The organism is Aquabacterium sp. A7-Y, assembly GCF_026153205.1.
In the GTDB taxonomy this organism is placed as follows: domain Bacteria; phylum Pseudomonadota; class Gammaproteobacteria; order Burkholderiales; family Burkholderiaceae_C; genus Caldimonas.
The window spans coordinates 1-26,521 of sequence record NZ_JAPFBW010000047.1 but is presented as its reverse complement, the minus strand read 5'-3'; the positions used below and the strand labels follow the sequence as shown (position 1 = coordinate 26,521).

The 26,521-nt window shown below is 68.6% G+C and carries 22 protein-coding genes and 1 pseudogene; 7 read left to right on the top strand and 16 right to left on the bottom strand.

The window, feature by feature from the left end:
* Positions 1-71 precede the first annotated feature (71 nt).
* Genes urtB through urtE form a run of 4 tightly spaced genes read left to right on the top strand, consistent with a single transcriptional unit; the run spans position 72 to position 4,383 of the window.
* Positions 72-1,640: an urea ABC transporter permease subunit UrtB gene (gene urtB, locus OOT46_RS28215; protein WP_265406969.1), complete on the top strand. Its 1,569-nt coding sequence runs from the start codon at positions 72-74 to the stop codon at positions 1,638-1,640.
* Positions 1,637-2,767: an urea ABC transporter permease subunit UrtC gene (gene urtC / locus OOT46_RS28210; RefSeq protein WP_265406953.1), complete on the top strand. Its 1,131-nt coding sequence runs from the start codon at positions 1,637-1,639 to the stop codon at positions 2,765-2,767. Before urtB ends, urtC begins: the two co-directional genes overlap by 4 nt.
* Entirely contained in the window at positions 2,764-3,651 is an 888-nt protein-coding gene (gene urtD / locus OOT46_RS28205; RefSeq protein ID WP_265406952.1) for an urea ABC transporter ATP-binding protein UrtD, read from the top strand. Before urtC ends, urtD begins: the two co-directional genes overlap by 4 nt.
* A gap of 39 nt (positions 3,652-3,690) precedes the next feature.
* Positions 3,691-4,383, top strand: a complete 693-nt coding sequence (gene urtE, locus OOT46_RS28200; RefSeq protein WP_265406951.1) for an urea ABC transporter ATP-binding subunit UrtE — start codon at positions 3,691-3,693, stop codon at positions 4,381-4,383.
* 77 nt (positions 4,384-4,460) lie between these two features.
* On the opposite strand, the gene OOT46_RS28195 is transcribed toward urtE, so the two are convergent.
* Genes OOT46_RS28195 through OOT46_RS28160 form a run of 8 tightly spaced genes read right to left on the bottom strand, consistent with a single transcriptional unit; the run spans position 4,461 to position 15,352 of the window.
* On the bottom strand, positions 4,461-5,837 hold the full coding sequence (locus OOT46_RS28195) for a protoporphyrinogen/coproporphyrinogen oxidase (RefSeq protein WP_265406950.1): 1,377 nt from the start codon (positions 5,835-5,837) through the stop codon (positions 4,461-4,463).
* Positions 5,834-9,466, bottom strand: a complete 3,633-nt coding sequence (locus OOT46_RS28190; protein WP_265406949.1) for a type I polyketide synthase — start codon at positions 9,464-9,466, stop codon at positions 5,834-5,836. Before OOT46_RS28190 ends, OOT46_RS28195 begins: the two co-directional genes overlap by 4 nt.
* 5 nt (positions 9,467-9,471) lie before the next feature.
* Positions 9,472-11,286 carry a fatty acyl-AMP ligase gene (locus OOT46_RS28185; protein WP_265406948.1) on the bottom strand — a complete coding sequence of 605 codons (1,815 nt, stop codon included), beginning with the start codon at positions 11,284-11,286 and terminating at the stop codon, positions 9,472-9,474.
* A 5-nt stretch (positions 11,287-11,291) separates the two neighbouring features.
* Positions 11,292-12,083: a thioesterase II family protein gene (locus tag OOT46_RS28180; RefSeq protein WP_265406947.1), complete on the bottom strand. Its 792-nt coding sequence runs from the start codon at positions 12,081-12,083 to the stop codon at positions 11,292-11,294.
* Positions 12,084-12,142: 59 nt separating this feature from the next.
* A complete protein-coding gene (locus OOT46_RS28175; RefSeq protein ID WP_265406946.1) occupies positions 12,143-13,060 on the bottom strand; it encodes an SAM-dependent methyltransferase in 918 nt (305 codons plus the stop codon).
* A gap of 11 nt (positions 13,061-13,071) precedes the next feature.
* Positions 13,072-13,365 (bottom strand): acyl carrier protein, encoded by a 294-nt coding sequence (locus tag OOT46_RS28170; RefSeq protein ID WP_265406945.1) that lies wholly within the window; start codon positions 13,363-13,365, stop codon positions 13,072-13,074.
* A 48-nt stretch (positions 13,366-13,413) separates the two neighbouring features.
* Positions 13,414-14,397 carry an acyl-CoA desaturase gene (locus OOT46_RS28165; RefSeq protein WP_265406944.1) on the bottom strand — a complete coding sequence of 328 codons (984 nt, stop codon included), beginning with the start codon at positions 14,395-14,397 and terminating at the stop codon, positions 13,414-13,416.
* 49 nt (positions 14,398-14,446) lie between these two features.
* The gene (locus tag OOT46_RS28160; protein WP_265406943.1) at positions 14,447-15,352 is read right to left on the bottom strand and encodes an alpha/beta fold hydrolase; all 906 of its coding nucleotides are present in this window, start codon (positions 15,350-15,352) and stop codon (positions 14,447-14,449) included.
* 518 nt (positions 15,353-15,870) lie between these two features.
* On the opposite strand from OOT46_RS28160, the pseudogene OOT46_RS28155 reads away from it, so the two are divergent.
* A pseudogene (locus tag OOT46_RS28155) lies at positions 15,871-16,125 on the top strand (hypothetical protein); the annotation flags it as partial.
* A 477-nt stretch (positions 16,126-16,602) separates the two neighbouring features.
* Positions 16,603-16,971 (top strand): hypothetical protein, encoded by a 369-nt coding sequence (locus OOT46_RS28150; RefSeq protein WP_265406942.1) that lies wholly within the window; start codon positions 16,603-16,605, stop codon positions 16,969-16,971.
* A gap of 37 nt (positions 16,972-17,008) precedes the next feature.
* Here the strand turns inward: OOT46_RS28150 and OOT46_RS28145 are convergent, their stop codons facing one another.
* From OOT46_RS28145 to OOT46_RS28110, 8 genes are all read right to left on the bottom strand, one after another.
* The gene (locus tag OOT46_RS28145; RefSeq protein WP_265406941.1) at positions 17,009-17,845 is read right to left on the bottom strand and encodes an urease accessory protein UreD; all 837 of its coding nucleotides are present in this window, start codon (positions 17,843-17,845) and stop codon (positions 17,009-17,011) included.
* Positions 17,846-17,921: 76 nt separating this feature from the next.
* Positions 17,922-18,584 carry a Crp/Fnr family transcriptional regulator gene (locus OOT46_RS28140; protein ID WP_265406940.1) on the bottom strand — a complete coding sequence of 221 codons (663 nt, stop codon included), beginning with the start codon at positions 18,582-18,584 and terminating at the stop codon, positions 17,922-17,924.
* A gap of 130 nt (positions 18,585-18,714) precedes the next feature.
* Positions 18,715-19,716 (bottom strand): NAD(+) synthase, encoded by a 1,002-nt coding sequence (gene nadE, locus OOT46_RS28135; protein ID WP_265406939.1) that lies wholly within the window; start codon positions 19,714-19,716, stop codon positions 18,715-18,717.
* 26 nt (positions 19,717-19,742) lie between these two features.
* Positions 19,743-19,997 carry an acyl carrier protein gene (locus OOT46_RS28130; protein ID WP_265406938.1) on the bottom strand — a complete coding sequence of 85 codons (255 nt, stop codon included), beginning with the start codon at positions 19,995-19,997 and terminating at the stop codon, positions 19,743-19,745.
* Positions 19,946-21,553 (bottom strand): class I adenylate-forming enzyme family protein, encoded by a 1,608-nt coding sequence (locus OOT46_RS28125; protein WP_265406937.1) that lies wholly within the window; start codon positions 21,551-21,553, stop codon positions 19,946-19,948. Before OOT46_RS28125 ends, OOT46_RS28130 begins: the two co-directional genes overlap by 52 nt.
* Positions 21,554-21,559: 6 nt before the next feature.
* Positions 21,560-23,530, bottom strand: coding sequence for an asparagine synthase (glutamine-hydrolyzing) (gene asnB / locus OOT46_RS28120; protein ID WP_265406936.1), 1,971 nt, complete (start codon positions 23,528-23,530; stop codon positions 21,560-21,562).
* Positions 23,531-23,539: 9 nt separating this feature from the next.
* Positions 23,540-24,586 carry a hypothetical protein gene (locus OOT46_RS28115; RefSeq protein WP_265406935.1) on the bottom strand — a complete coding sequence of 349 codons (1,047 nt, stop codon included), beginning with the start codon at positions 24,584-24,586 and terminating at the stop codon, positions 23,540-23,542.
* A 277-nt stretch (positions 24,587-24,863) separates the two neighbouring features.
* Positions 24,864-25,451: a helix-turn-helix domain-containing protein gene (locus OOT46_RS28110; RefSeq protein WP_265406934.1), complete on the bottom strand. Its 588-nt coding sequence runs from the start codon at positions 25,449-25,451 to the stop codon at positions 24,864-24,866.
* Between the two features lie 74 nt (positions 25,452-25,525).
* Here OOT46_RS28110 and OOT46_RS28105 point away from each other — a divergent pair, with 74 nt between their 5' ends.
* A complete protein-coding gene (locus OOT46_RS28105; RefSeq protein ID WP_265406933.1) occupies positions 25,526-26,443 on the top strand; it encodes a DMT family transporter in 918 nt (305 codons plus the stop codon).
* Positions 26,444-26,521 lie beyond the last annotated feature (78 nt).

Sequence of the window (26,521 nt, the reverse complement as noted above, 5' to 3'; positions counted from 1 at the left end):
GAGGCGCGTTCCCCGAGGGACACCGTGTGAGAGTGCCGAACTGCCGACCGCTGCTGCGCTGGGCCTTGGTGATGGCCGCACTGGCCTGGAGCCTGAACGTGTCCGCCTTGAGCGCCGATCAGCTGCGCACCCTGGCGCAGGGCGACAACGACGAGCGCATCGAAGCGCTCAATGCCGCGGCTGCCGCTGGCGACCCGACGTTGCAGGCTTTTGTCCAGGCCCTGCTCGACGACCAGGTCAAGACCGCCGGCGAGCGGGTGTATCTGGTGCGCGGCGACGCGGTGATCGATGCGCTGACCGGCCAGCCCGCCAGCCTGCCGGCCGAGGCCGAGGACGTCGTCAACAGCAACCGCATGCGCCGCGCGCTGGAAGGCACGCTGGCGGCGCTCCAGCTGTTCTCGCCCGAGCCCCGGCTGCGCCAGCAGGCCATCGCCGGGCTGGCCGAACGCCTGGACGAGTCGCAACTGCCCTTGCTCGACAAGGCGCTGGCCGCCGAGGCCGAGCCGGCACTGAAGCAGCAGCTGGAGCGGCTGCGTGCCGGCCTGCTGCTGGCGGCGGAGGACCCGGCACAGCGCCTGGAGGCGGCTCGCGCCCTGGCCGCCAGCGGCCAGCCGGCCACCCGCACCTTACTGCTGGAGCGGCTCGCGAAGGAGGGCGAGTCTTTCGTGGAGCCCGATGCCGAGGTGCGCGCCGCGCTGCAGTCGGCCCTGCGCGAGGTGGAGTCGCGGCTCGCCTGGGGCGAGCGCCTGGGTGCCCTGTTCTCGGGCCTCAGCCTGGGCAGCATCCTGCTGCTCGTCGCCTTGGGGCTGGCCATCACCTACGGGCTGATGGGCGTGATCAACATGGCGCACGGCGAGCTGATGATGATCGGCGCCTATGCCACCTGGGGCGTGCAGGTGCTGTTCCGAGAGTACCTGCCGGGCGCCTTCGACTGGTACATCGTCGCCGCGGTGCCGGCCGCCTTTGCCGCCTCGGCGGCTGTGGGCGCGGTGCTGGAGCGCGGCGTGATCCGCTTCCTCTACGGCCGCCCGCTGGAGACCCTGCTCGCCACCTGGGGCATCAGCCTGGTGCTGATGCAGTCGGTGCGCTCGCTGTTCGGCGCGCAGAACGTGCAGGTCGAGAACCCGTCCTGGCTCAGCGGCGGCTTCCAGCTGATGAGCAACCTGACCCTGCCATACAACCGCCTCGCGATCCTCGTCTTCGCCGGCCTGGTGCTGGTCGGCATGACCCTGCTGATCGGCCGCACCCGGCTCGGCCTGTTCGTGCGCGGGGTGACGCAGAACCGCCCGATGGCGGCCTGCATGGGCGTCAATACGCGCCGGGTCGACACCTATGCCTTCTCGCTCGGTGCCGGCATCGCGGGGTTGGCCGGCTGCGCGCTCTCGCAGGTGGGCAACGTCGGGCCGGACCTGGGGCAGAGCTACATCGTCGATGCCTTCATGGTGGTGGTGCTGGGCGGGGTGGGCCAGGTGGCCGGCACCGTCTACGCGGCCCTCGGTCTGGGTGTGCTCAACAAGTTTCTCGAAGGCTGGGCCGGCGCGGTGTTGGCCAAGATCTTCGTGCTGGTGTTCATCGTGGTGTTCATCCAGAAACGACCTCAGGGTTTGTTCGCCGTCAAGGGCAGGAGCGCCGAAGCATGAGTCACGTCCTCACTCCCGCGCTGCCCTTGCGGCGCCGCGGCGGCCTGCTGGGTGCCCGTGCCTGGAGCGGCGTGCTGGCCACCGTGCTGGTGCTCACCGTGCTGGTGCCGCTGCTGAACCTCGCGGTGCCAGCCGACAGCATCCTGCACTTGAGCGACTACCACGTCACGCTGATCGCGAAGATCATGTGCTACGCCATCTGCGCGCTGGCGATGGACCTGATCTGGGGGTACACCGGCATCCTCTCGCTCGGCCACGGCGTGTTTTTCGCACTGGGCGGCTACGCGATGGGCATGTACCTGATGCGCCAGATCGGCACCGACGGCAACTACCGCTCGGAGCTGCCCGACTTCATGGTGTTTCTCGACTGGAAGGTGCTGCCGTGGCACTGGAGCCTGAGCGACTCCTTCGTCGCGCAGATGCTGCTGGTGGTTGCGGTGCCGGCGGCGCTGGCCTTCGTGTTCGGCTACTTCGCCTTCCGCTCGCGCATCAAGGGTGTCTATTTCTCCATCATCACGCAGGCGCTGACCTTCGCCGCGATGCTGCTGTTCTTCCGCAACGAGACCGGCTTCGGCGGCAACAACGGATTCACCGACTTCAAGCGCCTGCTGGGCATGCCGCTGGCGACGCCGCAGATGCGCATGGGGCTGTTCGTGCTGACCGGGCTGACCTTGGTCGGCTGCTACCTGTTTGCGCGCTTCCTCGTGAACAGCAAGTACGGCCGAGTGCTGCAGGCCATCCGCGACGCCGAGACGCGTGTCATGTTCACTGGCTACGACCCGCTCTGGTACAAGCTCAGCATCTGGGTCATCTCGGCCGTGATGTGCGGCATCGCCGGCGCGCTGTACGTGCCGCAGGTGGGCATCATCAACCCGGGCGAGATGTCGCCCGCGGCCAGCATCGAGATCGCCATCTGGGCCGCGGTCGGCGGGCGGGCGACGCTGATCGGTCCCATCGTCGGCGCGTTTTTCGTCAACGGCGCCAAGAGCTGGTTCACCGTCGCTTTTCCCGAGTTCTGGCTCTATTTCCTCGGCGCGCTGTTCATCGCGGTGACGCTTTTCCTGCCGCAAGGCATCGTCGGCCTTTTCAAGGGCCGCCGCCAAGACGACCCGGAGCTGCGCTCATGACCCCCGAGCTGATGGAGGCAGGCGCCGCGCTGCGCGCCCGCCATGAAGCCGCCCCCCAAGGTCCCGCCTCCGGCGGGCGGGAGGCGAGTTACGCCCGGCTGTTGCAGCCCGGCCAGGTCGATGTCACGCACGGCGCGATCCTCTACCTGGAGGACATCACGGTCAGCTTCGATGGTTTCCGGGCGCTCAACCGGCTGTCGCTCAACATCGCCGCCGGCGAGCTGCGCTGCATCATCGGACCCAACGGCGCCGGCAAGACCACGATGATGGACGTCATCACCGGCAAGACCCGCCCTGACGCAGGCCGCGCCCACTTCGGCTCGACCATCGACCTGCTGCGGCTGCGCGAGAGCCAGATCGCCCAGGCCGGCATCGGCCGCAAGTTCCAGAAGCCGACCGTCTACGAGCAGCTGACGGTGTTCGAGAACCTGGAACTGGCGCTGAAGGCCGACCGCCGGGTGCGCGCGTCGATGTTGGCGCGCCTCAACGGCGAACAGCTCGACCGCATCGGGGCGGTACTGACGCAGATCCATCTGAAGCCCAGCGCGCAGCGCGTCGCCGGCCTGCTTTCGCATGGGCAGAAGCAGTGGCTGGAGATCGGCATGCTCCTGATGCAGGACCCGCTGCTCCTGCTGCTTGACGAGCCGGTGGCCGGCATGACGGACGAGGAGACCGAGCGCACCGCCGAGCTGTTCCTCTCGCTCGAAGGCCAGCACTCGCTGGTGGTGGTCGAGCACGACATGAAGTTCGTCGAAGCGCTGACCCAGGGCGGCGCCAACGGCAAGCGCGTGACGGTGCTGCACGAGGGCAGCGTGCTGGCCGAGGGCAGCCTGGCCCAGGTGCAGGCCGACGAGAAGGTGGTCGAGGTCTACCTGGGGCGCTGACGCCACCCGGTCCTCGCCCGCATCCAAGGGAATTCGCTCATGCTCAAAGTCGAAGGCATCAACCAGTACTACGGCGGCTCGCACATCCTGCGCAAGGTCGGATTCGAGGCACACGTCGGCGAGGTCACGGTGATCCTCGGGCGCAACGGCGTGGGCAAGACCACGCTGCTCAAGAGCCTGATGGGGCTGGTGCCCGTGAAGACCGGCAGCCTGTCGCTCGACGGCCGCGACATCACGCGCGAGCCGCCCTACGAGCGGGTGCGCCAGGGCCTGGCCTACGTGCCACAGGGCCGCGAGATCTTCGGCCGGCTGACCGTCGAGGAGAACCTGCGCATGGGGCTGGCCTACCGCGGCGCGCGCACGCCCATCCCGGGCGAGCTGTTCGAACTCTTCCCGGTGCTCAAGCAGATGCTGGCGCGCCGCGGCGGCGACCTGTCGGGCGGGCAGCAGCAGCAGCTGGCGATCGCGCGGGCGCTGGCAGCGGGCCCGAAGCTGCTGATCCTGGACGAGCCCACCGAAGGCATCCAGCCCTCGGTGATCAAGGACATCGGCCGGGTCATCCGCACGCTGGCCGCGCGTGGCGACATGGGCATCGTGCTGGTGGAGCAGTACTACGACTTCGCGGCCGAGCTCGCGGACCGGTATCTGGTGATGGAGCGGGGCGAGGTGATCGCCAGCGGTGCGGGCAGCTCCATGGAGGCGGATGGCGTGCGGAGGTTGATGTCGATTTGATGCGCGTGAGCGAAACGGCCAGAGGTGCATTCACGCACTTTCTCATCGACCGCCACAAAGACCCGGTCACCGCGGTGTCATCCCGGATTTGTCTTGCCGCTGCCGACGGCGGCGCTTGGCGCCGCAGGCGCCGGTACGCGGATCGTGTCCTGCGGCGCGGCGTGAACCGCGCCGGCGGCAAGACGTGCGGTGCACGCGCGCGCCGCGACGAAGCAGGCCTCCATCGACGCCCCCTTGCGATAGTCGCCCGTGAACACCGCGCCCGCGAGCGCCGATTGCGTGTCGAGCGCGCGGTTCAGCGCCTCGATGTCGGGCGCGAACGCGCACAAGCCGGGATCGAAGGTGTGCGCCGTGACGTGAAGGCGATCGCGGCGGTCGACCGGCATGTACGGACTGAGGGTCTGCTCGGCGAGAGAGATCAGCGCTTCGTTGTCGATGCGTTGCACGATCAACGGCCGCGCGGCGCGCCCGCTGAAGGTATAGCGCACCGTCGCGAGGTCGTTCGCACCGTAGGCCCCAGCGTTGCTGAGGGCGTGGCTTTCGTCGAACAGCACGGCGCGAATCTCGGGGCGAAACACGGGCCGGCGATAGTGCGCGACGATCACGTGGACCGGGAAGTAGCGGACCTGGGCGAGCCGCGCCGCCAGCTCGGCGGCATGCGGCTGCGCCAGCTCGGCGGCGAACGGCGCCGGTAGTGCCACGCACACGGCATCGGCGGCGAGGCGCTGGGAGTGCCCGCCGGCGTCATCGACGATCACGCCGCGCACACGCCGGTCCTCGACCTCGAGTGCCCGCACGCGCGTGTTCAGCCGCACACTGACGGTTGTCGCGAATGCCTCGATCAATCGCTCCATGCCCGACGACAACTGATCGTACGAGTCGAGCGCGACGCGCAGATTGCTGCCGAAGGTGGAGAGATAAACCTCGTCGGATTCGGCGCCATTCATGCGCACCACCATCGGCCGTATCCAGTCGCGGCAGAAGCGCGCGCCAAAGAGGTCGCGCAGCACCGGGCGATCGTGCCGCGCCGACACGGCGTGGAAAAACGGCGAGTCGGCGAAGCCGTCGTCCGGGTGGCGGCGAATGCGCTGCGCGAAGCGGAAAAAACGCCACAGGTCGCGTGGCGCGTTGCTCGCGAGCAGCTGGTACAGCGCGCGCCAGCCCTTGCGCTGGTCGAAGGCGACGAGCCGTCCGTTGACGACGCGCGAGGTGTTGATGCCGAAGTACTCGAAATCGTCGACGCCCAGCGCGCGGCAGAATTTCCGGAACTCGGTGTAGCGCGAACCGATGTTCTTGCCGCCGAGCGAGATCGGGCGATCGCCGAGGCGCGCGAACGCCAGCCGGCCGCCGAGTTGCCTGCCGGCTTCGATCAGCGTCACGTCGGCGCCCGCCTCGCGCAGATAGTACGACGCTGCGATGCCGGAGATGCCGCCGCCGACGACGATCGCTTTCATGAGGCCTCCCCGAGCTGCGTCTCGGTACCCATCACCGCGACACTGCCGCGATCGGTGCGCATGCGCTGGTATTCGGCCGCCTCGAGCACGCGCCCGCGCCCCCGCACCTGGCCGAGCACGGCGCCTTTTTGCACCACGTGCGTGACGCTGTCGATGTAGGTCAGAACGCCATCCTTGAAATGCGATTCGGCGTGATCGAGCATCATGAAGAAGGCGCCGTCCACGTCGGCGAAGCGGTCGAATTGCGCGGCCAGCTCCGTCAACACGAACTTGCGTCCGGCGTCAATGCCGAAGTAGGCGTGGGCGGAGGCGGTGATGAGCTGGCGCACCGCTTCGATGACGTACATGCCCGGGAAATGATCCTGGGCGTGATCGAAGAAGAAGGCATGCGCGAGATCCTGCGTCGCTTCGCCGAACACGAGGCGCGGCGTGATCTGCTCCTGGCGCGCGAGCAGCACGTTGCGCTCGCTTCGCTGGTGCACCCATTCGCACGGCACGCGCACGGCGGGACCGGGCAAGGACCGCTGCGCCCACTGCCGGCACTGCGCGAGCGCCTGCTCGATCGCCGACGGCGCGGGTGGCGCCATGCCGGCACGCGGTCGGCTCGTCGCGGCGACGGCGCCCTCAACCGCAGTGCACTGCGCCAGCAGCTCGCCCACGGTCCCGCCCTTGAAGAAGAAGCTGAGCGGAATCTGCGCGAGTTCCGGCAGCTGCGCACTCAGTGCGGAGGTCAGCTCGACGAGCATGATGGAGCTGAAGCCCAGATCGTCCACGAGGCGCTGCTCCGGTTGGAGCGCACCGGCCTCGGTACCACCGACTCGCGCGATCGCGGCGAGCAGGAGCACGCTGCGATCGGTCCGAGCGCCGAGCGGCGGGCACGCCGTCTCGTCCGCCTCGACCAGATGCAACGCCGCTGCGTCGCGCACGGGCGGCGGCGCTTTCGACGCCGGGTGCACGCTAGGATCGGCGAGGTTGAGCGGGTAGCGCTGGTGTTGAAACGGGTACTTCGGCAGCGTCATGAGCCGATCGGCGCCGCAGCCGCCGCCGCGCGCGAGATCGACGTCGAGTCCCGTGCAGTGCAGCTCGCCGAGCGCGCGCAGGATCGCGCCGCGATCGTCCTGGCCGCGCGCAAGGCTCGTGATCGCGGCCGCACGCTCGCCGAGCGTGGAACGGATCAGCGTGGTCAATACGCCGGCGGGTCCGATTTCGAGAAACAGCGTGCAGCCGGCGGCGTGCGCCGCGAGCGCGCATTCGCGAAACCGCACCGGCTCGCGGACCTGCGCCGCCCAATAGCGGCCGTCAAGCTGCGTGTCGGGCGCGATTTCATCGCCGGTGACGTTCGAATAGAAGCGCACGTCGCCGCCCGGCGCCGCAGCGGGCATCGAATCGGCATAGGCGGTGAACGGCGCGAGCATCGGATCCATCTGCGCCGAGTGAAACGCATGCGACACCGGCAGCTCGCTCGAGCCATGCCCGTCGGTGAGTGTCGCGCGCAAGGTCTCCAGTGCGCGCCTTGGACCCGACACCGTACACAGGCGCGGCGCGTTGTCTGCCGCGACCACGACCTCGGGCGCGCATTCGCGCAGCCGGTCACGTAACTCGTCGACGGCGGCGTCGACCGCGAGCATGCCACCCTCGCCCGGGAGCGCCTCGATCAGCGCGCCGCGTTTGGCGACGAGCGCGAGCGCCTCGTCGAAACCGATTCGCCCGGCGATGCAGGCGGCGGCGTACTCGCCGAGGCTGTGGCCGAACGCGAATGCCGGCCGCACGCCCCAGGCCTGCCAGAGCCGCGCGAGCGCGCAGCCGAAGACGAAAAGCGCTGGCTGCAGGCAGCTGGCGCGCCGCTGCGCTGCCGCGTCTTCCCACAAGACCTGCGCGAGCGTGCAGCCCGTCAGCGTGGCGAAGCGTGCGCCGGCGTCGTCCAGCATCCGGCGAAACGCGGGTTCGTGCGCGTAAAGCGCCCGTCCCATGCCGAGATACTGCGCGCCTTGACCGGTGAAGACGAACGCGACCTTGGGTTCCTTGCGCTGCGCTGTCGCGACGATCAGCGTGTCGGCATGACCATGGCGCGCATAGGCGCGCAGCGACTGCCGCAGTGGTTCGATGGAGTCGGCGACGAGCGCGGCGCGTGTCGCGAAGCGGGCACGGGACGCGTTCCAGGTTGCGCAAAAGACGCCGAGATCGGTGCGCGGATGACGGTCGATATGCTCGTCGAGACGATGCGCGTACTCGCGCAGCGCAGCTTCGCCCTTTGCTGAAAAGCACAGCAGGGCGGGGAGCGGCGGCGCGCTCGCCGTCGCGGCCGCGGGTGGCGGCGCGGACGCGAGCACCAGATGCGCATTGGTGCCGCCGATGCCGAAGCCGCTCACGCCGGCCATGCGCGGCCGCCCCTGGGTCACGGGCCAATCCATCAGATGCTGCGGAACCGCGAGGCGATATTCCGCGAACGGAATGTCGGGGTTGAGCTCCGCCGAGTGCAGGCTCGCCACGAGCTTGCCGTGCTTGAGCATCAGCGCCACCTTGATCACGCTCGCGATGCCCGCAGCGCCTTCGAGATGCGACAGGTTGCCCTTCACCGAGCCGATGTGGCATGGATCGTCCGGCCCACGCACGCCAGCCATGATGCCGCCGAGCGCGCGCCCTTCGATGAGATCGCCGAGCACGGTGCCGGTGCCGTGCGCCTCGATGTATTGCAAGTCCTGCGGCTGAATGCCGGCGTCGGCGAACGCGAGGCGCAGCAGGTCTTCCTGCCCCCTGCGACTCGGCGCCGTCAAGCCGTTGCTGCGCCCGTCCTGATTCACCGCGCCGCCGCGCAGCACGGCGTAGATCCTGTCGCCGTCGGCGAGGGCGTCGGCAAGACGCTTCAGGATGACGACGCCAACGCCGTCGCTGCGACCGAGGCCATCAGCGTAGCGGCTGAACGGCTTGCACACGCCGTCTGGCGCGGCGAGACCGGCCTTGGTGTAGAACAGAATCATGCCGGGATGCATCACCAGGTTCACGCCGCCGGCGATCGCGAGCGGACACTCGTTGTTCTGCAGCGCGCGGATCGCGGCGTGAATCGAGACCAGCGACGACGAACACGCCGTCGCGTACGCGATGCTCGGCCCTTTCAGGTCGAAGTGAAACGACACGCGGTTCGGGGCGATGCAGTCGTGGCTGCCGGGACCGGTGAGGCCGTCGATGCCGGCGAGATCAGCGAACTGAATCCGGCCCCATTCGCAGCCCATGACGCCGATGAAGACGCCGGCCAGCGTGCCGGCAAGGGTGGTCGGGGCGATATTGGCGTCTTCGAGCGCGTGCCACGTGACCTCAAGCAGCAGCCGCTGCTGCGGATCCATGCGCCGCGCTTCGCGCGGCGAGACGCCGAAGAAGCTCGCATCGAAGAGGTCGGCTCCTTCGAGGTAGCCGCCTTTGCGAGAGTTCGTCTTGCCCGGCTGCTTCGGGTCGGCCGCGTAGAACTCATCGACGTCCCAGCGCTCGGGCGGCAGCTCGCGCACCGCGCAGCGCCCCTCGCGCAGCAGCTCCCAGTATTCGTCGGCGGAATTCGCGCCCGGAAAGCGGCAATCCATGCCGATGATGGCGATGTCCTGGTCCGGTCGCTCGCGTCTGATCGATTCGGGCTGCATGCGTACTATCTCCCATGGCTGTCGGTGCCGACTCCACCGTCGAGCGGCGTGGGTGTGGCGGCGTGCGGCAGCGGCGCCATGCGCTCGGCGTCGATTCGCTCCAGCGTGCCTTCCAGATAGCGCAGGCGCGTTTCCGCGCGTTTGATCTTTCCGCTCGACGTCTTCGGAATGCTGCCCGGTGCGACGAGCACGACGGCATTCAAGGTCAACTCGAACTCGTCGAACACGGCCCTGCGGATCGCGGCGACGGCCTGCCCGTGGTTGATCGAGTGCCGCGCGGTGCGCTCGACTTCCTGCGCCAGGATGACGTCCTGCCGTTTCGCGGTGCCGGCGCGCGGCACCGCGAATGCGGCGCTCGATCCGGCGCGCAGCCCCGGGTGCGCCGCCTCGGCGATGCGTTCGATGTCCTGCGGATAGAAATTGCACCCGCGCGCGATGATGAGGTCCTTGAGCCGGCCGGCGATGTAGAGCTCGCCCGCGTCGAGGAAGCCGAGATCGCCAGTGCGCAGGAAATGCCGCGTCGGGTCGTCCGCCAGCGTGGCGTGGAAGGTTGGCTCCGAGACATCGGGCTGGCCCCAGTAGCCGCGCGGAATGTGCGGGCCGCTCACCCAGACTTCGCCGATCGATCCGCCGGGGAGTGCTCGCCCGGACTGTGGGTCGACGATGCGCAGCGTCTCGCCAAGCAGCGCCTGCCCGCAGCCGACCGCGCGTGTCGCGTCCGAAGCGTCGGCGCTCGGGCGCACCACGCCCTGCGACAGCGCGGACTTGCTGACGACCTTAACGACGGGCTCGCGCTCGGGCGGCCCGCCGGAGACGAGCAGCGTCGCTTCGGCCATGCCGTAACACGGATAGAAGGCATCGCCTCGAAAGCCTTTCGGCGCGTAGACCTGCGCGAAAGCGTCGAGCGTTGCGGCGCGCACCGGCTCGGCGCTGTTGAAGGCGACGCGCCAGCAGGACAGGTCGAGCGCTTCGCGCAGCGCCGTCGGCGCGCGCTCGACACAAAGATCGTAGGCGAAGTTCGGACCGCCGCTCACACGCGCACGATAGTGCGAGATCGCCTTGAGCCAGAGCCAGGGGCGCTGCGCGAACACGGCGGGCGGCATCAGCACGCACAGCGCGCCGAGATGGAACGGCTCGAGCACGTTCGAGATGAGTCCCATGTCGTGAAACAGCGGCGCCCAGCCCACGTAGGTCGAATCCGCGTCGCTGGCGAACGCGATCCTCATCATCTCGAGATTCGCGTCGAGATTGCGCGCGCTCACCATCACGCCCTTCGGCGCCGAGGTCGAGCCCGAGGTGTACTGCAGAAACACCAGCGGATCGTCGCCGGTGTCGATGGGAGTGAAGGGGGCGTCGTCGCCGGTGTCGAAGGTGTCGACGGCGATGAATTCGATCGAGCCGAGTTCCGGGATCTCCCGAAACTGCCGCGCCGTCGCGCCGAGAGAGCCGGATGTCGTCAGCGCGAGGCGTGGCATGCAGTCGCGCGCGATCGCAAGCGCCGAATCGCGCAAGCGACGGCTGCGCGGCGTGACCATCGGCACCGCCACGACGCCGGCGTAAAGGCAGGCGAAGAAGGCGACCACGAACGACAGGCAGGTCGGGAAGAGGAACAGCGCGCGTTCGCCGGCTCCAGCCGTCGCGGCGAGGCGCACGGCGAGTGCACGCGCGCGCCGGTCGAGCTCGCGATAGGTGAGCGTTTCCTCCTCGACGTTGTCTTCGCCGAGGCAGACGAACGCGCGCCGATCGCCGGCCTGCGACACATAGGCCCGCAGCCGCTCGACCAAGGAGAGGTGTTTGCCGCCGTCCATGTGCTGGGTCATCGGCGTCAGACGGTGGCGGGCGCGACTGCCCGCGTGTCGGGCGCGGCGGCGTCGGCGCAGGCTGCGCGCGTGAGCTCGGCGACCACCACGTCGGCGAGCCGGGCTATGCCTTCGCTGGAGAAGAAGTGCGCGCCCGGCAGTGTTCTCATCATGAAGGGCCCGGTGGTTTGCGCGCCCCAGGCGCCCACCTCCGCTTCGGTGGCGATGCTGTCGGCGACGCCGCGAAACGCGTACAGCGGACAAGCGAGCGGCGGTTGCGGTTCGTAGACGTAGCGATCCGACATTTCGAGATCGGCCCGCAGCGCCGGCAGGAGATGGTCGCGCCACTTCGATTGGCGCATGACACCTTCCGGCGTGCCGCCGAACTCGGCGAGCCGCGCCATCAATTCGGGCTCCGGCAGACCGTGCAGCGCGCCGAGCGCGAGCGGACATTGCGGCGCACGCCGTCCCGAAACGAAGAGGGCGAGCGGCGCGCCGTAGTCCTCGCGACGCGCCCAGCGCGCGAACTCGAACGCGACGAGTGCGCCCAGGCTGTGGCCGTAGAGCGCGAATGGACGATCGACGCGCGCCGCAAGGCGCGGGAAAAGGTGCGGCAGCAATGGCGGCACGCGCGTGTACGGTCGCTGTGCCGAAGCGGGATCGCGCCCCGGCAGCTCGACGCGCTCGAGCGCAATCGTCGCGGGCAGGCGTCGGATCCAGGCGTTCAGGCTCGCGGCGCTGCCACCCGCATGCGGGAAACAGAAAAGCTGCGCCATGGCCTCCCTCGCGCCGGCATCCTTGCCTGAAACCCTGCTCACGGCATGCTCCTCTCGCACTGCACCCAATGGCGCCTACACCAACGAACAGGCGATACCCGCTACGCCACCGCCATGGTCGCCCAGCGCGCGGAGATCGGACGCAGCGTCACCCGATAGAGCGCGAGCTTGCCCATGTAGAAGCCCATGGACGACTGCTTCAGATAACGCTCGTAGCGCTTCACCACGTCCTCACCGACTCGATCGATCGCCGCGTCGCGGTGCGCGCGCAGGTTCTGCGCCCACACTTCAAAGGTCTTGGCGTAGTGCAGGCGGTCGTTGCGCACTTGCACGATCTCCAGGATCCCGTCCGCCGCCTCGGCGATCTCGCCGAGGCGTGGCAGGTCCGAGGCCGGAAAGATCTCGTTGTTGATGAAGGCGCTTGCCTCTTCGCGCTTCATGCTGCCGAACGCGATCGTCTGCAGCGACAAGCGCCCGTCGACTGACAGCCACGCGTGGCAGCGGCGGAAGAAGTCGCGGTACACGGCGATCTTGTCTGCGACGCTGTCCTCGGGTTTGGCAAAGTGCTCGAACGCGCCCACCGACACGATCGCATCGTAGGGTGCGATCGGTTCGTGTGCGGTCCAGCTTTCGAGCCGCACGTCGGTGTTGCGCAAGCCGAGCGAGCGCACGAACGCCGCCTGATCCGGGCTCAATGTGAGCCCGACGACACGCTCGACCATGGCACAGTTCGCCGCCGCGCGCAGCAGCGCACCCCAACCGCAGCCCACGTCCAGCACCGTGCGGGCATGCGCGGCGCGCGCCTGGGCCAAGTGGTAGTCGATTTTGCGATGCTGCGCGCGCGCAAGGTCGTCACCATCCTCCCACAGCGCGCAGGAGTAGGTCATCGTTTCGTCGAGCCACAGGCGATAGAACTCACGGCTCACGTCGTAGTGGTACTGGATGGCATGTGCCGAGCCGCCGTAGCCGGACTCGGCGTCCTCATGCGGACGCGGCTGCACTTCGACCGATACACTCATGGCGCGCCCCGTCAGCGTTTCGCGGCGGCCAACTTCGCCATCAGATCCGTGACGAGATTGCTGATCGTCACCTGCTCGAAGATCGCCGACGGCGGCACTTCGATGCCGAGCCATTCCTCAAGATCGAGGATCATGGCGGTGGCCACGGCCGAATCGAGGCCGAAGCTGTGAAACTCCCCGTCCGGATGGATCTCGCTCGCCGGAATATTCAGCGTGCGTGCAATGTAGTCGATGCACCAACGCTCCAGGCTCTCAGCGTCGACCGACTTGTCCTCGGGTGTCACTTCAACGGCTGCCGTGCTCATGCGCTACCTTCCTTGATGGGGAAATCGAAGTGGAACCATTCGAAGCGTCTAGCCGCCGGACGTCGCCAGGCGCGCCTGGACTTGGCCCGGGTCCGGCACCTTGATTTCGCTGGCCAGGCCGAGCGTCGCAAGCAGACGGATCAACCAGTAGCCCGGATCGATGCGATACCAGGACAGTCCGAACGAGGCGGAATAGAGAAAGGCGTGGTGATTGTGGTGCCATGCCTCGCCGAACGTGAACGGGGCGAGCCAGGCATTGTTGCGGCTCTGGTCGCGCGTCTTGAAGCGGCGCGTGCCGGTCAGGTGGCAAATGGAATTGAGCGACCAGATGCCGTGCTCGAGCACGAACATGCGCACGAATCCGCCCCATAGAAAACCGGTCAGCACGCCCGACCAGGACAGTGTCACGATGCCGCACAGCGCCGCGGGCAGCGCGAACCCGAGCAGAATCCAGGCGTAGTAGTGGCGGCTGATGAACATCAGCGTGTGGTTGCGCAGCAGGTCCGGGGCGTAGTGCACGACGTTCGGATACGGGTGCGCCATCATCCAGGTGAAATGCGCGTGCACGAAGCCGCGCAGCTTGCCCTTGAAGCCGCTGCCGCTCAGATTCGGCGAGTGCATGTCGCCTTCGCGGTCGCTGAACTCGTGATGGCGGCGGTGCATCGCAACCCACGAGATCAATGCGCCCTGGCCTGCCATGGCGCCGAAGATCGCAAGCGCTGCGGCGACCCACGGGTGAGTCTTGAACGTCGCATGAGCGAACAGCCGGTGATAGCCGACGGAGATGCCGAAACCCGTCAGGATCCAGAGCGCGACCGCGACGCCGACCTCGGCCGCACCGATGGGATACAAGGGCAGCAGTCCGATCGCCAGCAGCGTTCCGAAAAGCGGCAGTACGTCGAAGAGCAGGAAATGCTTGCGCTGAATGCGGTGGAGATAGGCGTCATCGATGACCTTGCGCCGCTTGAAGCCGGTCGGATCATCGGATGTGAACAGCGCCCCGTACTGCTCCTCATGCTCCGGATACAGCATCGTCCTTCTCCCTGTGTAGATACGTGTCGCTGCCGAGCGCGCGGTGACGTCACCTGTCTTGTGCACACAGCGTCGTAGGCGCCGGATCGAGGACTTGCCCCCTGTGCATCCAGGCCTGGATCGTCTGTACGACCACCTGCGGGCGCTTCGCCCAGTTGAAGTGACTTGCCTTCTCGAGGCCCGTGGCGTCCGGAGCGAAGTGGCGTCGCGTGACCGGTGCGTTCTCGAGCTTGCGCAGCAAGTTCTCCACCGATGCGCGCGGCGCAAGCCGATCGAGCTCGAAGGAGATCGCGAGCACGGGCTTGGTCAGTTGCCGCAGCGAGCGTTCATAGTCGTGCGTGCCATTCACGATCTCGTAGCGCCCGGTGAGGCAGTTGTTCGACCAGTCGCGCACCATCGTGCGCGCTTCGTTTCCGGCGAAGCCGAATCTCCCGGCCGGTACGTAGCCGAGCAGGGTGCCGAGCGAGCGGAACAGGAGGGTCGTGCCGAGCACACGCCAGCGCATCAGCCCCGACCAACCCTTGTGGTGCACGTTGCAGGCGGCAATCAGGATCAGTCCATCGGCCGCTTCCGGCTGCACGCTCAGGTAGAGCGCGCTCAACTGGCCGCCGAGGCTGTGTCCGAGGAGCCAGCGGCGGCTCGCCGGGAAGCATTCGTGGACCTTTTCCGTGAGCGCGGGCAGGTCGAGACGCAGAACCTGGTCGTAGCCGAAATCGCAGGCGCGTGAGGCGCGCACCGAACTCGTGTCGACGCCGCGCAGATCGCTCAGCACCGCGTGCACGCCGCCCTGGCGCAACGCCAGCGCCAGGTCCGTGTAGAAAGCGCCCTTGACGCCCATCGCGGGCAGACATATCACGACCGGTGCGGCGGCGTGATCGGCGCGATAGGCGCGCAACGATGCGCGGGCGCCGTCGCGCGCGCAATACTCGATGAGCTCAGGGGCGGTGGCGTCCATGAGACTCTCCTGAAGTGCGCGCGATGGTGTCGGGCGACCGGCGCCGGCGTTGAAGCCTTGCGCATGACGGGAGGATGGACCACGCTCGGCGAATCGGGAACTCATGTGACGAACGCGGTGCTGCCGGACGGCCGCTGCTGCGGAAGCGACGGAACGTGCATCTAATGCGCAGGGTGAGCGGCTCATGAGCCTCAATCTAGGCGTGATGTGCCCGCGCCGCTCCCCTAGATGTGACGGCTTGCAATAGAAATGATCCAGCCTCGTTTCCCACGTGCAGCAGGTCATGCCGCCGAGGGTAGGCCGTGCTGGGCTGCGCGGCTCAGGTCGTCGACGTCGGAGCGAATTCGCTGGCGCTTGTAGGACCTCTCGATCCAGTTGACGATGTCCAGTCGGGCCAGGCGCGGCTGTCGTAGCGCATCTGATGGACACGTTCTACCTTCGATGTGTTGAAGAAGCTTTCGATGATCGCGTTGTCTTAGGCGTTGGCCGACCTGCTCATCGACATGCCGACCCCGTCCTACGAGCGGGTGCGCCAGGGCCTGGCCTATGTGTCGCAGGGTCGCGAGATCTTCGGCCAGCTGTCGATCCCGGAAAACCTGCGCATGGGCTGGCCTACCGTGGCGCGCGCACGCCCGTCCCCCAAGCTGCTGATCCTGGACGATCCCACCGAAGGCATCCAGCCCTCGGTGATCAAGGACATCGGTCGGGTCATCGCGCGCGGTGCGGGCAGCTCGATGGAGGTGGACGGGGTGAGGCGGTCGATGTCGATTTGACACCGCACGGTGGCGTGGCGGGTACGGGTGTTCGTAGCGTCAATGGCGACTGCGCGACTCGCCCGGATAGGGTTCTTGTCTGTCCTCTCGCGCAACGGGTCGGACAGTGGGAAGGAGCGCACCTCGTCGGCATGGCTACTCGTACGGGTGTTGCTGACATTGGCGGTTGAAGGTACCGCGCGCCGAGCCAAACTGACCAGGCGTGATGAGGTGAGCGTTCACCTCGTGATCTTCTGTCTGGGCTTTCACACTCAAGGAGGCGATATGTCCCAGCTTTTTGCGTCCTTTCTCGGTGCTGTATTCCTCTTCGGATTCCCAACATTGGCTTCTGCCCAATGTCCTTGGAACAGCACATGCAGCGACTCCTGTCTTCATTGGCCCTATTTCGGCGCCTATTCCAAGAGCAGCTTTTACTGTACGAAATGCGCTCAGGTATGCCCTTCCCGGTGAAAACGCACGCGGGAGAACTGGACGGGCTTGGAGTCGCTGATCGAGGTTCCTGACGGACTCGGCGTCGATGTGGCGGAGACTCGGGCCCGCATCATCCAGCAGTTGGCCGCAGAAGGCAGGGCCGGCGTGCGCTTGTTATCGGAAGAGATTCGCAGAATCGACTACTTCGGTGGCGACGCGCATCGGGTTGCCTTTCTCAGGGTGACGGCGAGCTATGAACATCCGATGTATCCCAAGGAGAGCCGATCCCTTGACCGCACGGTCGTCGCCTTCTCGCGCGATAGCGGCGCAACATGGACATTCAATGTGCCAAGCTGTCTTTCGACCGACACAGTGGCTGCCTTCGTTCCTGGCTACGCAGGCGTTCCGCCAATCACTGAGCAAGGCCTTCCGTAGCGCTCGATGACACCACGTGGCAGCAGCAAGGCGGCGTTCAGGTCCGCCACACCCGCGGAGCGACATCGGCACCGTCCCACAGCACCCGCCGCCAGCGCGCCCGCACGCCTTGCAAGGCCTGCCACAGCGGCTCGCTTCGATCGGCCAGCGCCCGCACCACCACCACCCGCGCATCGGGCGAAGTCGCCCCCGCCCGCGGCACCGCCTGCTCGGGCCACCCCTCGCGCGCCGCATCGAGCAAAGCCTGCCGTTCGGCAGAACTCCACGGCGTGCCGCTGGCGCACCACATCGTCGCGAGCACGCTTTGCCCGTCCCAGCCCAGCGGGCTGGCGAGCAGGCGCTGGGTCAGCGGCTGACCGGCATCCAGCAGGCCCCGCTCCAGCCACACGCCGGGCAACTCCAGGTGCTGCTCGAAGCTGCCGCGCTCGAAACCTTGGCCGGCCGCCGGCAGTCCGAGGGCCAGCAGATCCCAACCCATCATCTGGGCGCCGGCTTCCAGCTCGAAGCGCTGTCGATTGACCGCCCGCGTGCCGCTGTAGGCGATGGTCTCCAGCGGCAGCCATTCCAGCCGCCCGCCCGCGGCCACCGTGGCCTGCACGTCCTGCAGCGCCTCAGCACCGGCGCTGCGGTAGAAGCGTGTTGCGCCCGGCGTCGTCAGCAGTGCGTGAGCCTGGGGTCCGACGCGCACGCGCAGCTGCAGCTCGTCACCGCCCACCAGGCCGCCTGGCGGGTGCACCAGCACGTGATGGCAGATGCCCGGGCCTTCCGGGTAGAGGGCCGCCAACACCCGCATCGGTCCGTCGTGGCGGTCGTGGGCGACGGTGCGGCCGCCGTCGCGTCGGTAGGTGAGATCGAGGTGGCCCAGCCAGCCCATGGTCGGTGTCGGTCGGCGCGGGGCCGTCGCAGCGGAAAGCCGGCAGTGTAGAGCGCTTCGGCGGCGTGCGCGCGCCTCAGCCGCCACCGGCAAAACGCCGCAGCCCTTCCAGGTCCAGCACCGTCAGCCCGCGGTGCTCGATGCGGATCAGGCCGGCCTGCTGCAGCCGCTGCAACGCCACATTGGCACGCTGGCGCGAGACGCCCGAGAGCAGGCCGACCTCGACCTGCAGCAGGTCCACATAGGGGCCTGGTTCGGGATAGAGGTCGGGATTGAACAGGCTCGCCAGGCAGCGCGCCAGGCGGGCGTCGGGGCCCAGCAGGCGGTCGTATTCGAGCAGGCCGATGAACAGCCCCAGCCGCGCGTTGAGCAGGTTCAGCAGGTAGTGGTTGAAGGGCAGGCTGGTGCCGCGCAGCCATTCGAAGCTGGCGCGCGGCAGCAGCGCCACGCGGGTGTCGCGGATCGCGATGATGTCGTAGCGGCGCAGCTCTTTTTTCAACAGCGAGCCTTCGCCGAACCAGCCGCCGGCCACCACGCCGGCGAGCGTCGCGGTGCGGCCCTCGGGCGAGGTGACCGACATCTTGGCGAGGCCCTCGATGATGCCGATCCAGTGCTCCGCCGGCTCGCCAGTGCGGCCGATGTAGCCGCCGGCCGGGACCCGGATCTCGCGCACATCGCTGGCGACACGGTCGAACTCCGCGGGCGTCAGGTTGCGACCCCAGCCGGAATTGCGGAGCATGTCTATCAGTCGGATCATGGGCGCTCGGGGATGGACGAGCGCCCATTGTAGAAAGCAGTTCGGCCTCCACGGTCTCCCGAGGCCCCCCTAGCTTGCAGGCCCTTGCCCTGTCGGTGAGTCACCGGCCCGCTCAGTCCTGCCCCCGGATCACCGGCTCCAGCAAGGTCGCGCCGGCATGCAGGTAGGCCGTAGCGCGGCGCTTGGCCTCGATGTCTCGGTAGATGTGGCCGGCCGCCTCGGCGTTGAGGCCCAGCGCCACCGCCAGCTCGGCGGCCGGCACACGGTGGTTGTGCGCCCACAGCGCAAGGTCCATCTGCTCGTAGGGCAGCGCGAAGTAGAACTCGTCCTGGCCCTGCGGCAGGCTGTAGGTGTCGGTGGTCGGCCGGGCGCTGCAGATCGCTTCGGGCAGGCCCAGGTGCCGGGCCATCGCATAGACCTGCGTCTTGTAGAGGTGGGCGATGGGCTTGAGGTCGGCCGCGCCGTCGCCGTTCTTGACGAAAAAGCCCTGGTCGTATTCCAGCCGGTTGGGCGTGCCCACCACCGCATGGTGGAGGCGGTCGGCATGGAAGTACTCGACCGTCTTGCGCACGCGCTGCTTGTAGTTGGTGGCCGCGACGATCTGCAGGTATTCCCGCACGGGCAGGCGGGCTTCCTGCTGCCGGCCCTCGGGCGACTGCACCACCAGCCGGAAGAAGTTGATGCCCCCGGCGCTGCCGCCGGCAATCACGATCTTGTTGCGCCAGCCCTCGCCATAGTCGGGAAAGACCGCCCGTATCGCCGCGTCGCGCTGCCGGTAGCAGCCCAGCGCGGCGAGCGCCGGCGCGATGTCGTGCACCTCGTAGGCAATGCCCAGGTGCTCGGCCAGCGCGCGGCCGCGTTCGGTGCTGTCGGGGCTGGAGTCCTGCTCGGGCAGCAGCAGGCCGAACACCCTGGCCGGCCCCAGGGCCCGCACGGCCAGGGCCGCACAGGCCGAGCTGTCGATGCCGCCGGACAGCGCGACGACCACGCCGCGGCGGCGCAGCCGGGCCAGCGTGTCGAGCATCCAGGCGGCAATGCGACTTGCCTCGGCCTCGCAGTCGAGCGAGAGGGTGTCCGGGTCCAGCGAGCGCGGAAAGTCGAAGTCGGTCTGCATGGGGGCTGGCCTTGTCGATCCTGCGTTCAATGCACGCGCAGCTTGCGCAGCACGAAGGCCTCGATGTTGTCGAGCGTGTCGAGGTTCTCGGGCACCATCTCGTCGTCGTCGATGCGGAGGCAGAAGGCCTCTTCCAGGAAGGTGATGAGCTCCAGGAAGCCGGTCGAGTCCAGCACGTGGTGCTCGATGAAGGAATCGGCGTCGCCGAAGCGCGCCACCTGGGACCCCATCAGGAAGTTGTCGGTAAGGTAATGGCGGACCTGCTGCTTGATGTTGGGCATGGTGGCGTGTCGTCAGGGTAGGGAAGGGGGGAAACGGCGGCCGCGGCAAGCCCGGCCTTGTGGATCTTTCCGGACTCGGTGCGGGGCAGGGCGTCGACGAAACACACCGACTGCGGCACCATGTAACTCTCCAGGCGCGCCATGCAGTGGCGCATCACCTCGCGTTCGCCGAGGCAAGCGCCGGGGCGCAGCACCACATAGGCCTTCACGGCCTGGCCCAGGGTCTCGTGCGGCACGCCGACGACGGCGGCGTCCTGCACCGGGTCCAGCGCATAGAGGGCGTCCTCGACCTCGCGTGGGCTGACCTTCTCGCCGCGGGTCTTGATCAGATCGTCCTGGCGGGCGACGAAATAGAGATACCCCTCGGCGTCGCTGCGGAAGATGTCGCCGGTGTAGAGCACCTGCTCGCCGGGCAGCGGGCCGGGGCGCAGGCGCCGGGCGCTTTCCTCCGGCTGCTCCCAATAACCGCGCATCAGGTGGCTGCCGCGCACCACCAGCTCGCCGGAGGCGCCGTGCGGCAGGCGCTGGCCCTCGGCATCGACCAGCCAGCATTCCTGGTTGGGCATGCCGCGGCCGACGCTGCCCGGCCGGCGCGCCAGCTCCTCCGGGGGCAGATAGCTGATGCGCTTGCACTCGGTCTGGCCGTACATCGAATACAGCCGCGCCTGCGGCAGCCGCTCGCGCAGGGCCGCGATGTGGCTCTCCGGCAGGGCCGCCGCCGCGCTGGTGAGCAGGCGCAGCGCCGGCAGCCCCTGCTGCGTGAAGCCCTTCTGCGCGAGCAGCAGCGAGAACATCGTTGGCACCCCGGGGAAGACCGTGACGGCCTCGCGCGCCAGCGTTTCGACGATGCGTGCCGGGAAGCTGAAGGAGCGCTCCAGCACCACGGTGGCGCCCAGCGTGAAAGCCATCAACACCTGGTAGAGCCCGTAGCCGAAGCTCAGCGGCAGGGCGTTGAGGAGGATGTCGTCCTCACGCAGGTCCAGGTAGGCCATGACCGAGGCAGCGGCGCTGCGCATGCTCAGGTGGGTCTGCATGACCCCCTTGGGACTGCCGGTGGAGCCCGAGGTGTAGAGGATGGCGGCGAGGTCCTGGTCGATCCGCTCCACCGGCCGCGGGACGCCGCCGTCGGCAGGGCCGGGGAAGGGCTGCTCGATGCCCGTCGCCGCGCCCCCCACGACGCCGCACAGGCGCAGCTCGGGGCAGCGTTCCAGCGCGGGCCGATAGACCGGCGCCAGTGCAAGCTGTGTCAGCAGCGCGGCCGCGCGGGTGTGCTGCAGCAGCCGGGCCAGCTTGTCGGTCTTGGTCGAGGCATGCAGCGGCACGAGCACTGCGCCGGCCTGCAGCACGCCGAACAGCGCCGCGACCCATTCGACCCCGTTGTCCAGCAGCAGCGCGACCCGGTCGCCCGGCGCGACACCGGCGGCCTGCAGCTCGGCCGCCACCTGCGCGGCGCGCCGCTCGACCTCGGCATAGCTCAGTCGATCGACGCCGCTGACCAGTGCGATCTTGTCGGGGCAGCGCCGGGCAGTGGCTTCGAAGGGGTGGTGCAGCAGCATGGCGGCTCACGCAAGGGCGGCGAGGGGGGCCGGCGTCGCGGCAGCGGGCGGGCGGTCCACCATCTGCTCGTGCAGCAGCAGGGTCGAGACGATGCCGACGAAGGCCATGTTGTCGCCGAAGCCCAGGGCCCGGCCGGCGCGGCACTTCTCCAGCAGCCGGGCCACGGCCGGCGGGTCGAAGTAGCCGGAGTCGGCGAGCTTGCGGGGTGAGAGCAGCTCGGCGACGTAGTCCACCGGGCGGCCGGCCTCGAAAAAGCAGCCGCTGTCCGGGGCGCGGTAGGGCTGCTTGGTGCGCTGTCGCACGCTCTCGGGCAGCAGGCCGGCCATGGATTGCTTCAGCAGGTGTTTCTCGGTCAGGCCGCGCAGCTTCCAGCTCGCCGGCAGGCGGTTGGCGAATTCGATCAGGGCGGTGTCGAGGAAGGGGTGGCGGCATTCGACCGACGCGGCCATCGCGACCCGGTCGCCCTGGCTGGAGAGCAGATAGCCGGACATCAGCGTGTGTGCCTCGATGTACTGGTCTTGCGCCAGCGGCTCCCAGCCGATGGCCCCGGCCGGCAGGTTGGCCTCGATCGCGCTCAGCGGGTCCCAGCCCGCCAGCGCCTGCTGCAGCTCGGGCGCGAAAAACTGCCAGCAGCGTTGCGTGGTGGTCCAGCGTGGCAGGTGGGCAAAGCCGGGCCGGCCCAGGTGCTCACGGCCCTCGGCGAAAAACCGCCGGGCAAACAGGCCGCCGCCTGCGGTCGGCGAATGCGGCAGCCAGGGATAAAGCCGCTCCAGCAGGCGCCCGCGCCAGGCCGACTGCGGTTGGCGCGCCATGAAACGTCGCACCTTGGCTTCCTTGAAGAGGTCGTAGCCGCCGAACACCTCGTCGGCGCCTTCCCCGGTCAGCACCACCTTGTAGCCGGCCTGCCGCACCTGGCCGGCGAGCAGCATCATCGGCACGGGGGCGGTGCGCAGCACCGGTGACTCGATGTGGCCGATGGCGCGCGGGAAGGCTGCGGCGATGTCGGCGCGGGTGCAGCGCAGCGCCGTGTGCTCGCTGCCGAGGTGCTCGACCAGCGCCTGCTGATGGGCGCTTTCGTCGAACTCGGCGTCTTCGAAAGTCAGCGAGAAGGTGCGCAGCGGCGTGTCGCTGTGGTGGCGGATCAGGCTGGCGATGACCGAGGAGTCCAGCCCGCCGCTGAGGTAGGCCGCCACCGGCACGTCGGCCCGCAGCTGCAGTCGCAGCGCGGCGATCAGGCGCTCGCGCAACTCCGCGGCAGCCTCGGCTTCCTGGCGTGGTCCGTGTGCGACGAAGCTGCCGGCCGCCGGGAAGGTCCAGTCCCAATAGCGCCTGAGCGTCGTGCCGTGGGCATCGGTGATCAGCAGGTGTCCGGGTGGCAGCGACTGCACACCTTCGAACACCGAGCGCCCGCCCAGCGGTGCCCAGCAGGTGAACAGCTCGCCGAGGGCCTGCCGGTCGAGCCGGCGCGGCAGCGCCGGGTCGGCGAACAAGGCCTTGACCTCGGAGGCGAACAGCAGCCGTCCGCCCTGGCGCGCGTAGAACAGCGGCCGGATGCCGCTGCCGTCACGCGCCAGCACGAGACGCTCGCGCCGCGCGTCCCACAGCGCGATCGCGAACTGGCCGTTGAGGTGGTCGACGAAGCTGTCGCCATGGCGCTGGTAGAGGTGCAGCAGCACCTCGGTGTCGCTACGGGTGCGGAAGCGGTGGCCGAGCGCCTGCAGCTCGCGGCGCAGCTCGACGTGGTTGAAGATCTCGCCGTTGAAGACCAGCGATAAGCTGCCGTCCTCGCTGTGCATGGGCTGCGTGCCACCCTCGAGGTCGACGATGCTGAGCCGGGCGTGGGCCAGGCCGATCGGGCCCTGTGCCCACACGCCGCGGGCGTCGGGCCCGCGGTGGTGCAGTTGCCGGATCATGGCCTGCAGCAGCTCGCGCGGTGGCGTGCTGCCGGGGGAGTGGATGCCCGCGATGCCGCACATCGAAACGCCTCAGTCGTCGTCGCGGTCGAAGGCCGTGAGGTAGAGGCTGTCGGGCCCCGTGAAACCGGCCACGGCGCCGGGGTTCAGGAAGATGGGGGCGTGGGACTCGCGCATCCGGAAGCCGGCCTGCCGCAGCGCCTGCACCACCTGCGGTCGGCCGTGGAACTCCAGCTGCACGGTGGCGGCACCCGCCGCGCGGGCGACCTCGCAAAAGCCGCTGAGCAGCGGCAAGGTCGCGGCGTCGGGATCGACCGAGAAGAAGTCGCTCACCACGGCGCTGTCCGGCTGCAGCCGCCAGGCCACGTAGCCGAGCGGCCAGCCCTGTTCGTCGCAGGCCAGCGACAGGCGCCAGGGCACGCCGGTGTGCCGCGGGTAGCGCCAGCTCAGCATGGCGGGCGAGCGCTCGGACAGCAGCAGGTCGCGGCGCCGCCGTTCCCAGAGGATCGCCAGCGCCGGATCGTCGGGCTCGATCTCGTGCCAGCTCAAACCGGCCGAGTGGCGCCGCAGGCGCAGCCGGTCGAGCGCGGCGAGCAGCACGTCGCCGGGCGCAGCCAGCAGCGGCTGCAGCCAGGACGGTACCCGGCGGCGCAGCAGCACACGGCTGCGCAGCAGCTTGCCGTAGCGGGTCGCGCCGCCGACCGGGGTCATGCCGGCGCGGGTGCACACCGCCGCCGACTTGCTGTTGGGGAAACCGTAGACGAGATCGAAGCGCGCCTGGCCGATGTCCAGGCAGCGCCGCATCAGGGTCAGCGCGGGGCCGAGCGAGCGGTGCGCCTGCGCGACCACGTAGTCGGCCATGCCGGCCGCCTTGAGGCAGCGCTCGCCGAACCAGAACAGGCGCTCGTGCAGACATTGCACGCCCACTGCCTGGGAGCTCGCTTCCTCACGCAGCAGCACACACGCGCCGGGTCCGGCGGGATTGGCGAGATAGCCGCGCTGCAGCTTGTCTTCGGCCCAGGGCCGGGTCACGCCCGGCAGGTTCTGCGACCACAGGAAGGCCAACGTCGCCTCGTTGCCGACGATGGCCGATTCCTGGGCAATGTATTTGGACGCCATGGACTTGCGACGCCACACGGATGCACCCCTGCGGCCGAAGCGGCGCACCGCGCCCGCCCCGGCCAGATCCCCTCCCGCCGCCTACACGCCGGCTTGGACCCCTCCGCGGTTCTCTTTCTCCTTGGGGCGGGATCGTAACTTCATGTTCCTGTCACGGAAGCCCTCCACCCCCTAGCCAGGGGGCTGGCTGGAACCCCCTGAACAGGCGGTATCCGAAGGCTGGGGCGAGTTTGTTGTCCAAGGCGGGAGCCTTGATGGCGCTGCGGTGGACGCCCTTTCAGGCCGGTCCGGCAACGACATTTCTCACAAATGTCGTGAACGTGGTGCTCTCGTTGCAGTAGGCGTAGGCCTGGTCGGAGGGGAAGAGGCAGGAGTCGCCGCTGTGCAGGACGCGGCGGCCGGACACCTCCAGCAGGCAGAGCGTGCCGTCGGTCACGTAGAGCATTTCGTGGAAGCCGGCCGGGTCGGGCTCGGCGTCGTAGCGGTCGCCCGGCGCGAGGCGGAACTCCCACAGCTCCACGGCACCCCGCGGCAGCGGCAGGCTCTGCAGCAGCAGCGCATGGCTGCCCGGCACGGCGCCGCGCCAGGCGAGCACGGGCTGAGGTTTCTGGCTTTCTCCCGGCGGCCGCAGCAGTTCGGCGAAGGTCACGCCGAGGGCCGCGGCCACCCGGTCCAGCGTGGTCAGGCTCACGTTGGTGTCACCGTTCTCGAGCCCGACCAGCATGCGCCGGCTCACACCCGACGCCCCTGCCAGCGCCTCCTGGCTGAGGCCGCGTGCCAGGCGGGTGGCGCGCAAGTTGGTTGCCACGTGGCGCAGCACGGGCGGCAGGTCGGGGGGCAGGACCGGGGATGGCCGGGATTTCATTTGCGCAATATACTGCGCTTCAGTGTGCAGTATGCTGCACATTCCTTCACGTTGACTGTCCTTGCCGTGCCCTCATGAGTTCGACCCTGGCCCCCGCCGACAGCGCCTTGCCGTCCTTGCGCCCCGCATCCAACCGCCTGCGCGAGGCCGTGCTGGTGTTCATCACGATGATCTGGGGCGGGACCTTCCTGATCGTGCAGACGGGCTTGCAGTGGAGCGGGCCCTTCGGATTCGTCGGCTTGCGTTTCGGCATCGCGGCTCTGCTCGTCGCGGTGGTGCTGCGCCGGCGTCTGGCTGGCCTGACGCGGCGTGAAGTGCAGGCAGGCGCCTGGATCGGGGTCGCGGCGTTTTTCGGCTACACGCTGCAGACGGTCGGGCTGCAGGGCATCTCCAGCAGCAAGTCGGCCTTTTTGACGGCGCTGTATGTGCCCATGGTGCCGCTGCTGCAGTGGCTGTTCCTGCGCCGCCCGCCGCGCCCGGCAGCACTGGCTGCGGTCGTGCTGGCCTTCGTGGGTACGGTGCTGTTGTCCAATCCGCTGGGCTTGGACCTGGGCTTCGGCTGGCACGATGCGTTGACGGTGGGCTGTGCGTTGGCGGTCGCGGTGGAGATCGTCCTGATCAGCCGCTACGCTGAGGGCTGCGACGCGGCGCGGCTGGCTTTCGTGCAATTGCTGGTGGTGGCGCTGCTGTGCGCGCCGGTTGCGTGGTGGCGGCAGGAAGGCTTGCCCGAGGCTACGCCGGCCTTTCTGGCCTGCGTGCTGAGCATGGCCTGCGCCAGCGCTTTCATCCAGTTCGCGATGAACTGGGCCCAGCAGACCGTCTCGGCCACCCGTGCGACGCTGATCTATGCGATGGAGCCGGTCTGGGCCGGCATCGTCGGCCGCCTCGCGGGCGAGCGGCTGGGCCCGCTGGGGCTGATCGGCGGAGCGCTTATTGTTGCGAGCGTGGTGCTGAGTGAGCTGCGGTGGCCGCGAAGGGCTGGGCGGGATTGATGGGCTGGCTTGTGGCTTTGGGCTTTGGGCTTTGGGCTTTGGGCTTTGGGCTTTGGGCTGACGAGTTTCTGTCTTTGA

Coding starts and splice junctions, on each gene's coding strand:
- urtB (WP_265406969.1), top strand. CDS start 72: ATGGCCGCACTGGCCTGGAGCCTGAACGTGTCCGCCTTGAGCGCCGAT.
- urtC (WP_265406953.1), top strand. CDS start 1,637: ATGAGTCACGTCCTCACTCCCGCGCTGCCCTTGCGGCGCCGCGGCGGC.
- urtD (WP_265406952.1), top strand. CDS start 2,764: ATGACCCCCGAGCTGATGGAGGCAGGCGCCGCGCTGCGCGCCCGCCAT.
- urtE (WP_265406951.1), top strand. CDS start 3,691: ATGCTCAAAGTCGAAGGCATCAACCAGTACTACGGCGGCTCGCACATC.
- OOT46_RS28195 (WP_265406950.1), bottom strand. CDS start 5,837: ATGAAAGCGATCGTCGTCGGCGGCGGCATCTCCGGCATCGCAGCGTCG.
- OOT46_RS28190 (WP_265406949.1), bottom strand. CDS start 9,466: ATGCAGCCCGAATCGATCAGACGCGAGCGACCGGACCAGGACATCGCC.
- OOT46_RS28185 (WP_265406948.1), bottom strand. CDS start 11,286: ATGACCCAGCACATGGACGGCGGCAAACACCTCTCCTTGGTCGAGCGG.
- OOT46_RS28175 (WP_265406946.1), bottom strand. CDS start 13,060: ATGAGTGTATCGGTCGAAGTGCAGCCGCGTCCGCATGAGGACGCCGAG.
- OOT46_RS28170 (WP_265406945.1), bottom strand. CDS start 13,365: ATGAGCACGGCAGCCGTTGAAGTGACACCCGAGGACAAGTCGGTCGAC.
- OOT46_RS28165 (WP_265406944.1), bottom strand. CDS start 14,397: ATGCTGTATCCGGAGCATGAGGAGCAGTACGGGGCGCTGTTCACATCC.
- OOT46_RS28160 (WP_265406943.1), bottom strand. CDS start 15,352: ATGGACGCCACCGCCCCTGAGCTCATCGAGTATTGCGCGCGCGACGGC.
- OOT46_RS28145 (WP_265406941.1), bottom strand. CDS start 17,845: ATGGGCTGGCTGGGCCACCTCGATCTCACCTACCGACGCGACGGCGGC.
- OOT46_RS28140 (WP_265406940.1), bottom strand. CDS start 18,584: ATGCTCCGCAATTCCGGCTGGGGTCGCAACCTGACGCCCGCGGAGTTC.
- nadE (WP_265406939.1), bottom strand. CDS start 19,716: ATGCAGACCGACTTCGACTTTCCGCGCTCGCTGGACCCGGACACCCTC.
- OOT46_RS28130 (WP_265406938.1), bottom strand. CDS start 19,997: ATGCCCAACATCAAGCAGCAGGTCCGCCATTACCTTACCGACAACTTC.
- OOT46_RS28125 (WP_265406937.1), bottom strand. CDS start 21,553: ATGCTGCTGCACCACCCCTTCGAAGCCACTGCCCGGCGCTGCCCCGAC.
- asnB (WP_265406936.1), bottom strand. CDS start 23,530: ATGTGCGGCATCGCGGGCATCCACTCCCCCGGCAGCACGCCACCGCGC.
- OOT46_RS28115 (WP_265406935.1), bottom strand. CDS start 24,586: ATGGCGTCCAAATACATTGCCCAGGAATCGGCCATCGTCGGCAACGAG.
- OOT46_RS28110 (WP_265406934.1), bottom strand. CDS start 25,451: ATGAAATCCCGGCCATCCCCGGTCCTGCCCCCCGACCTGCCGCCCGTG.
- OOT46_RS28105 (WP_265406933.1), top strand. CDS start 25,526: ATGAGTTCGACCCTGGCCCCCGCCGACAGCGCCTTGCCGTCCTTGCGC.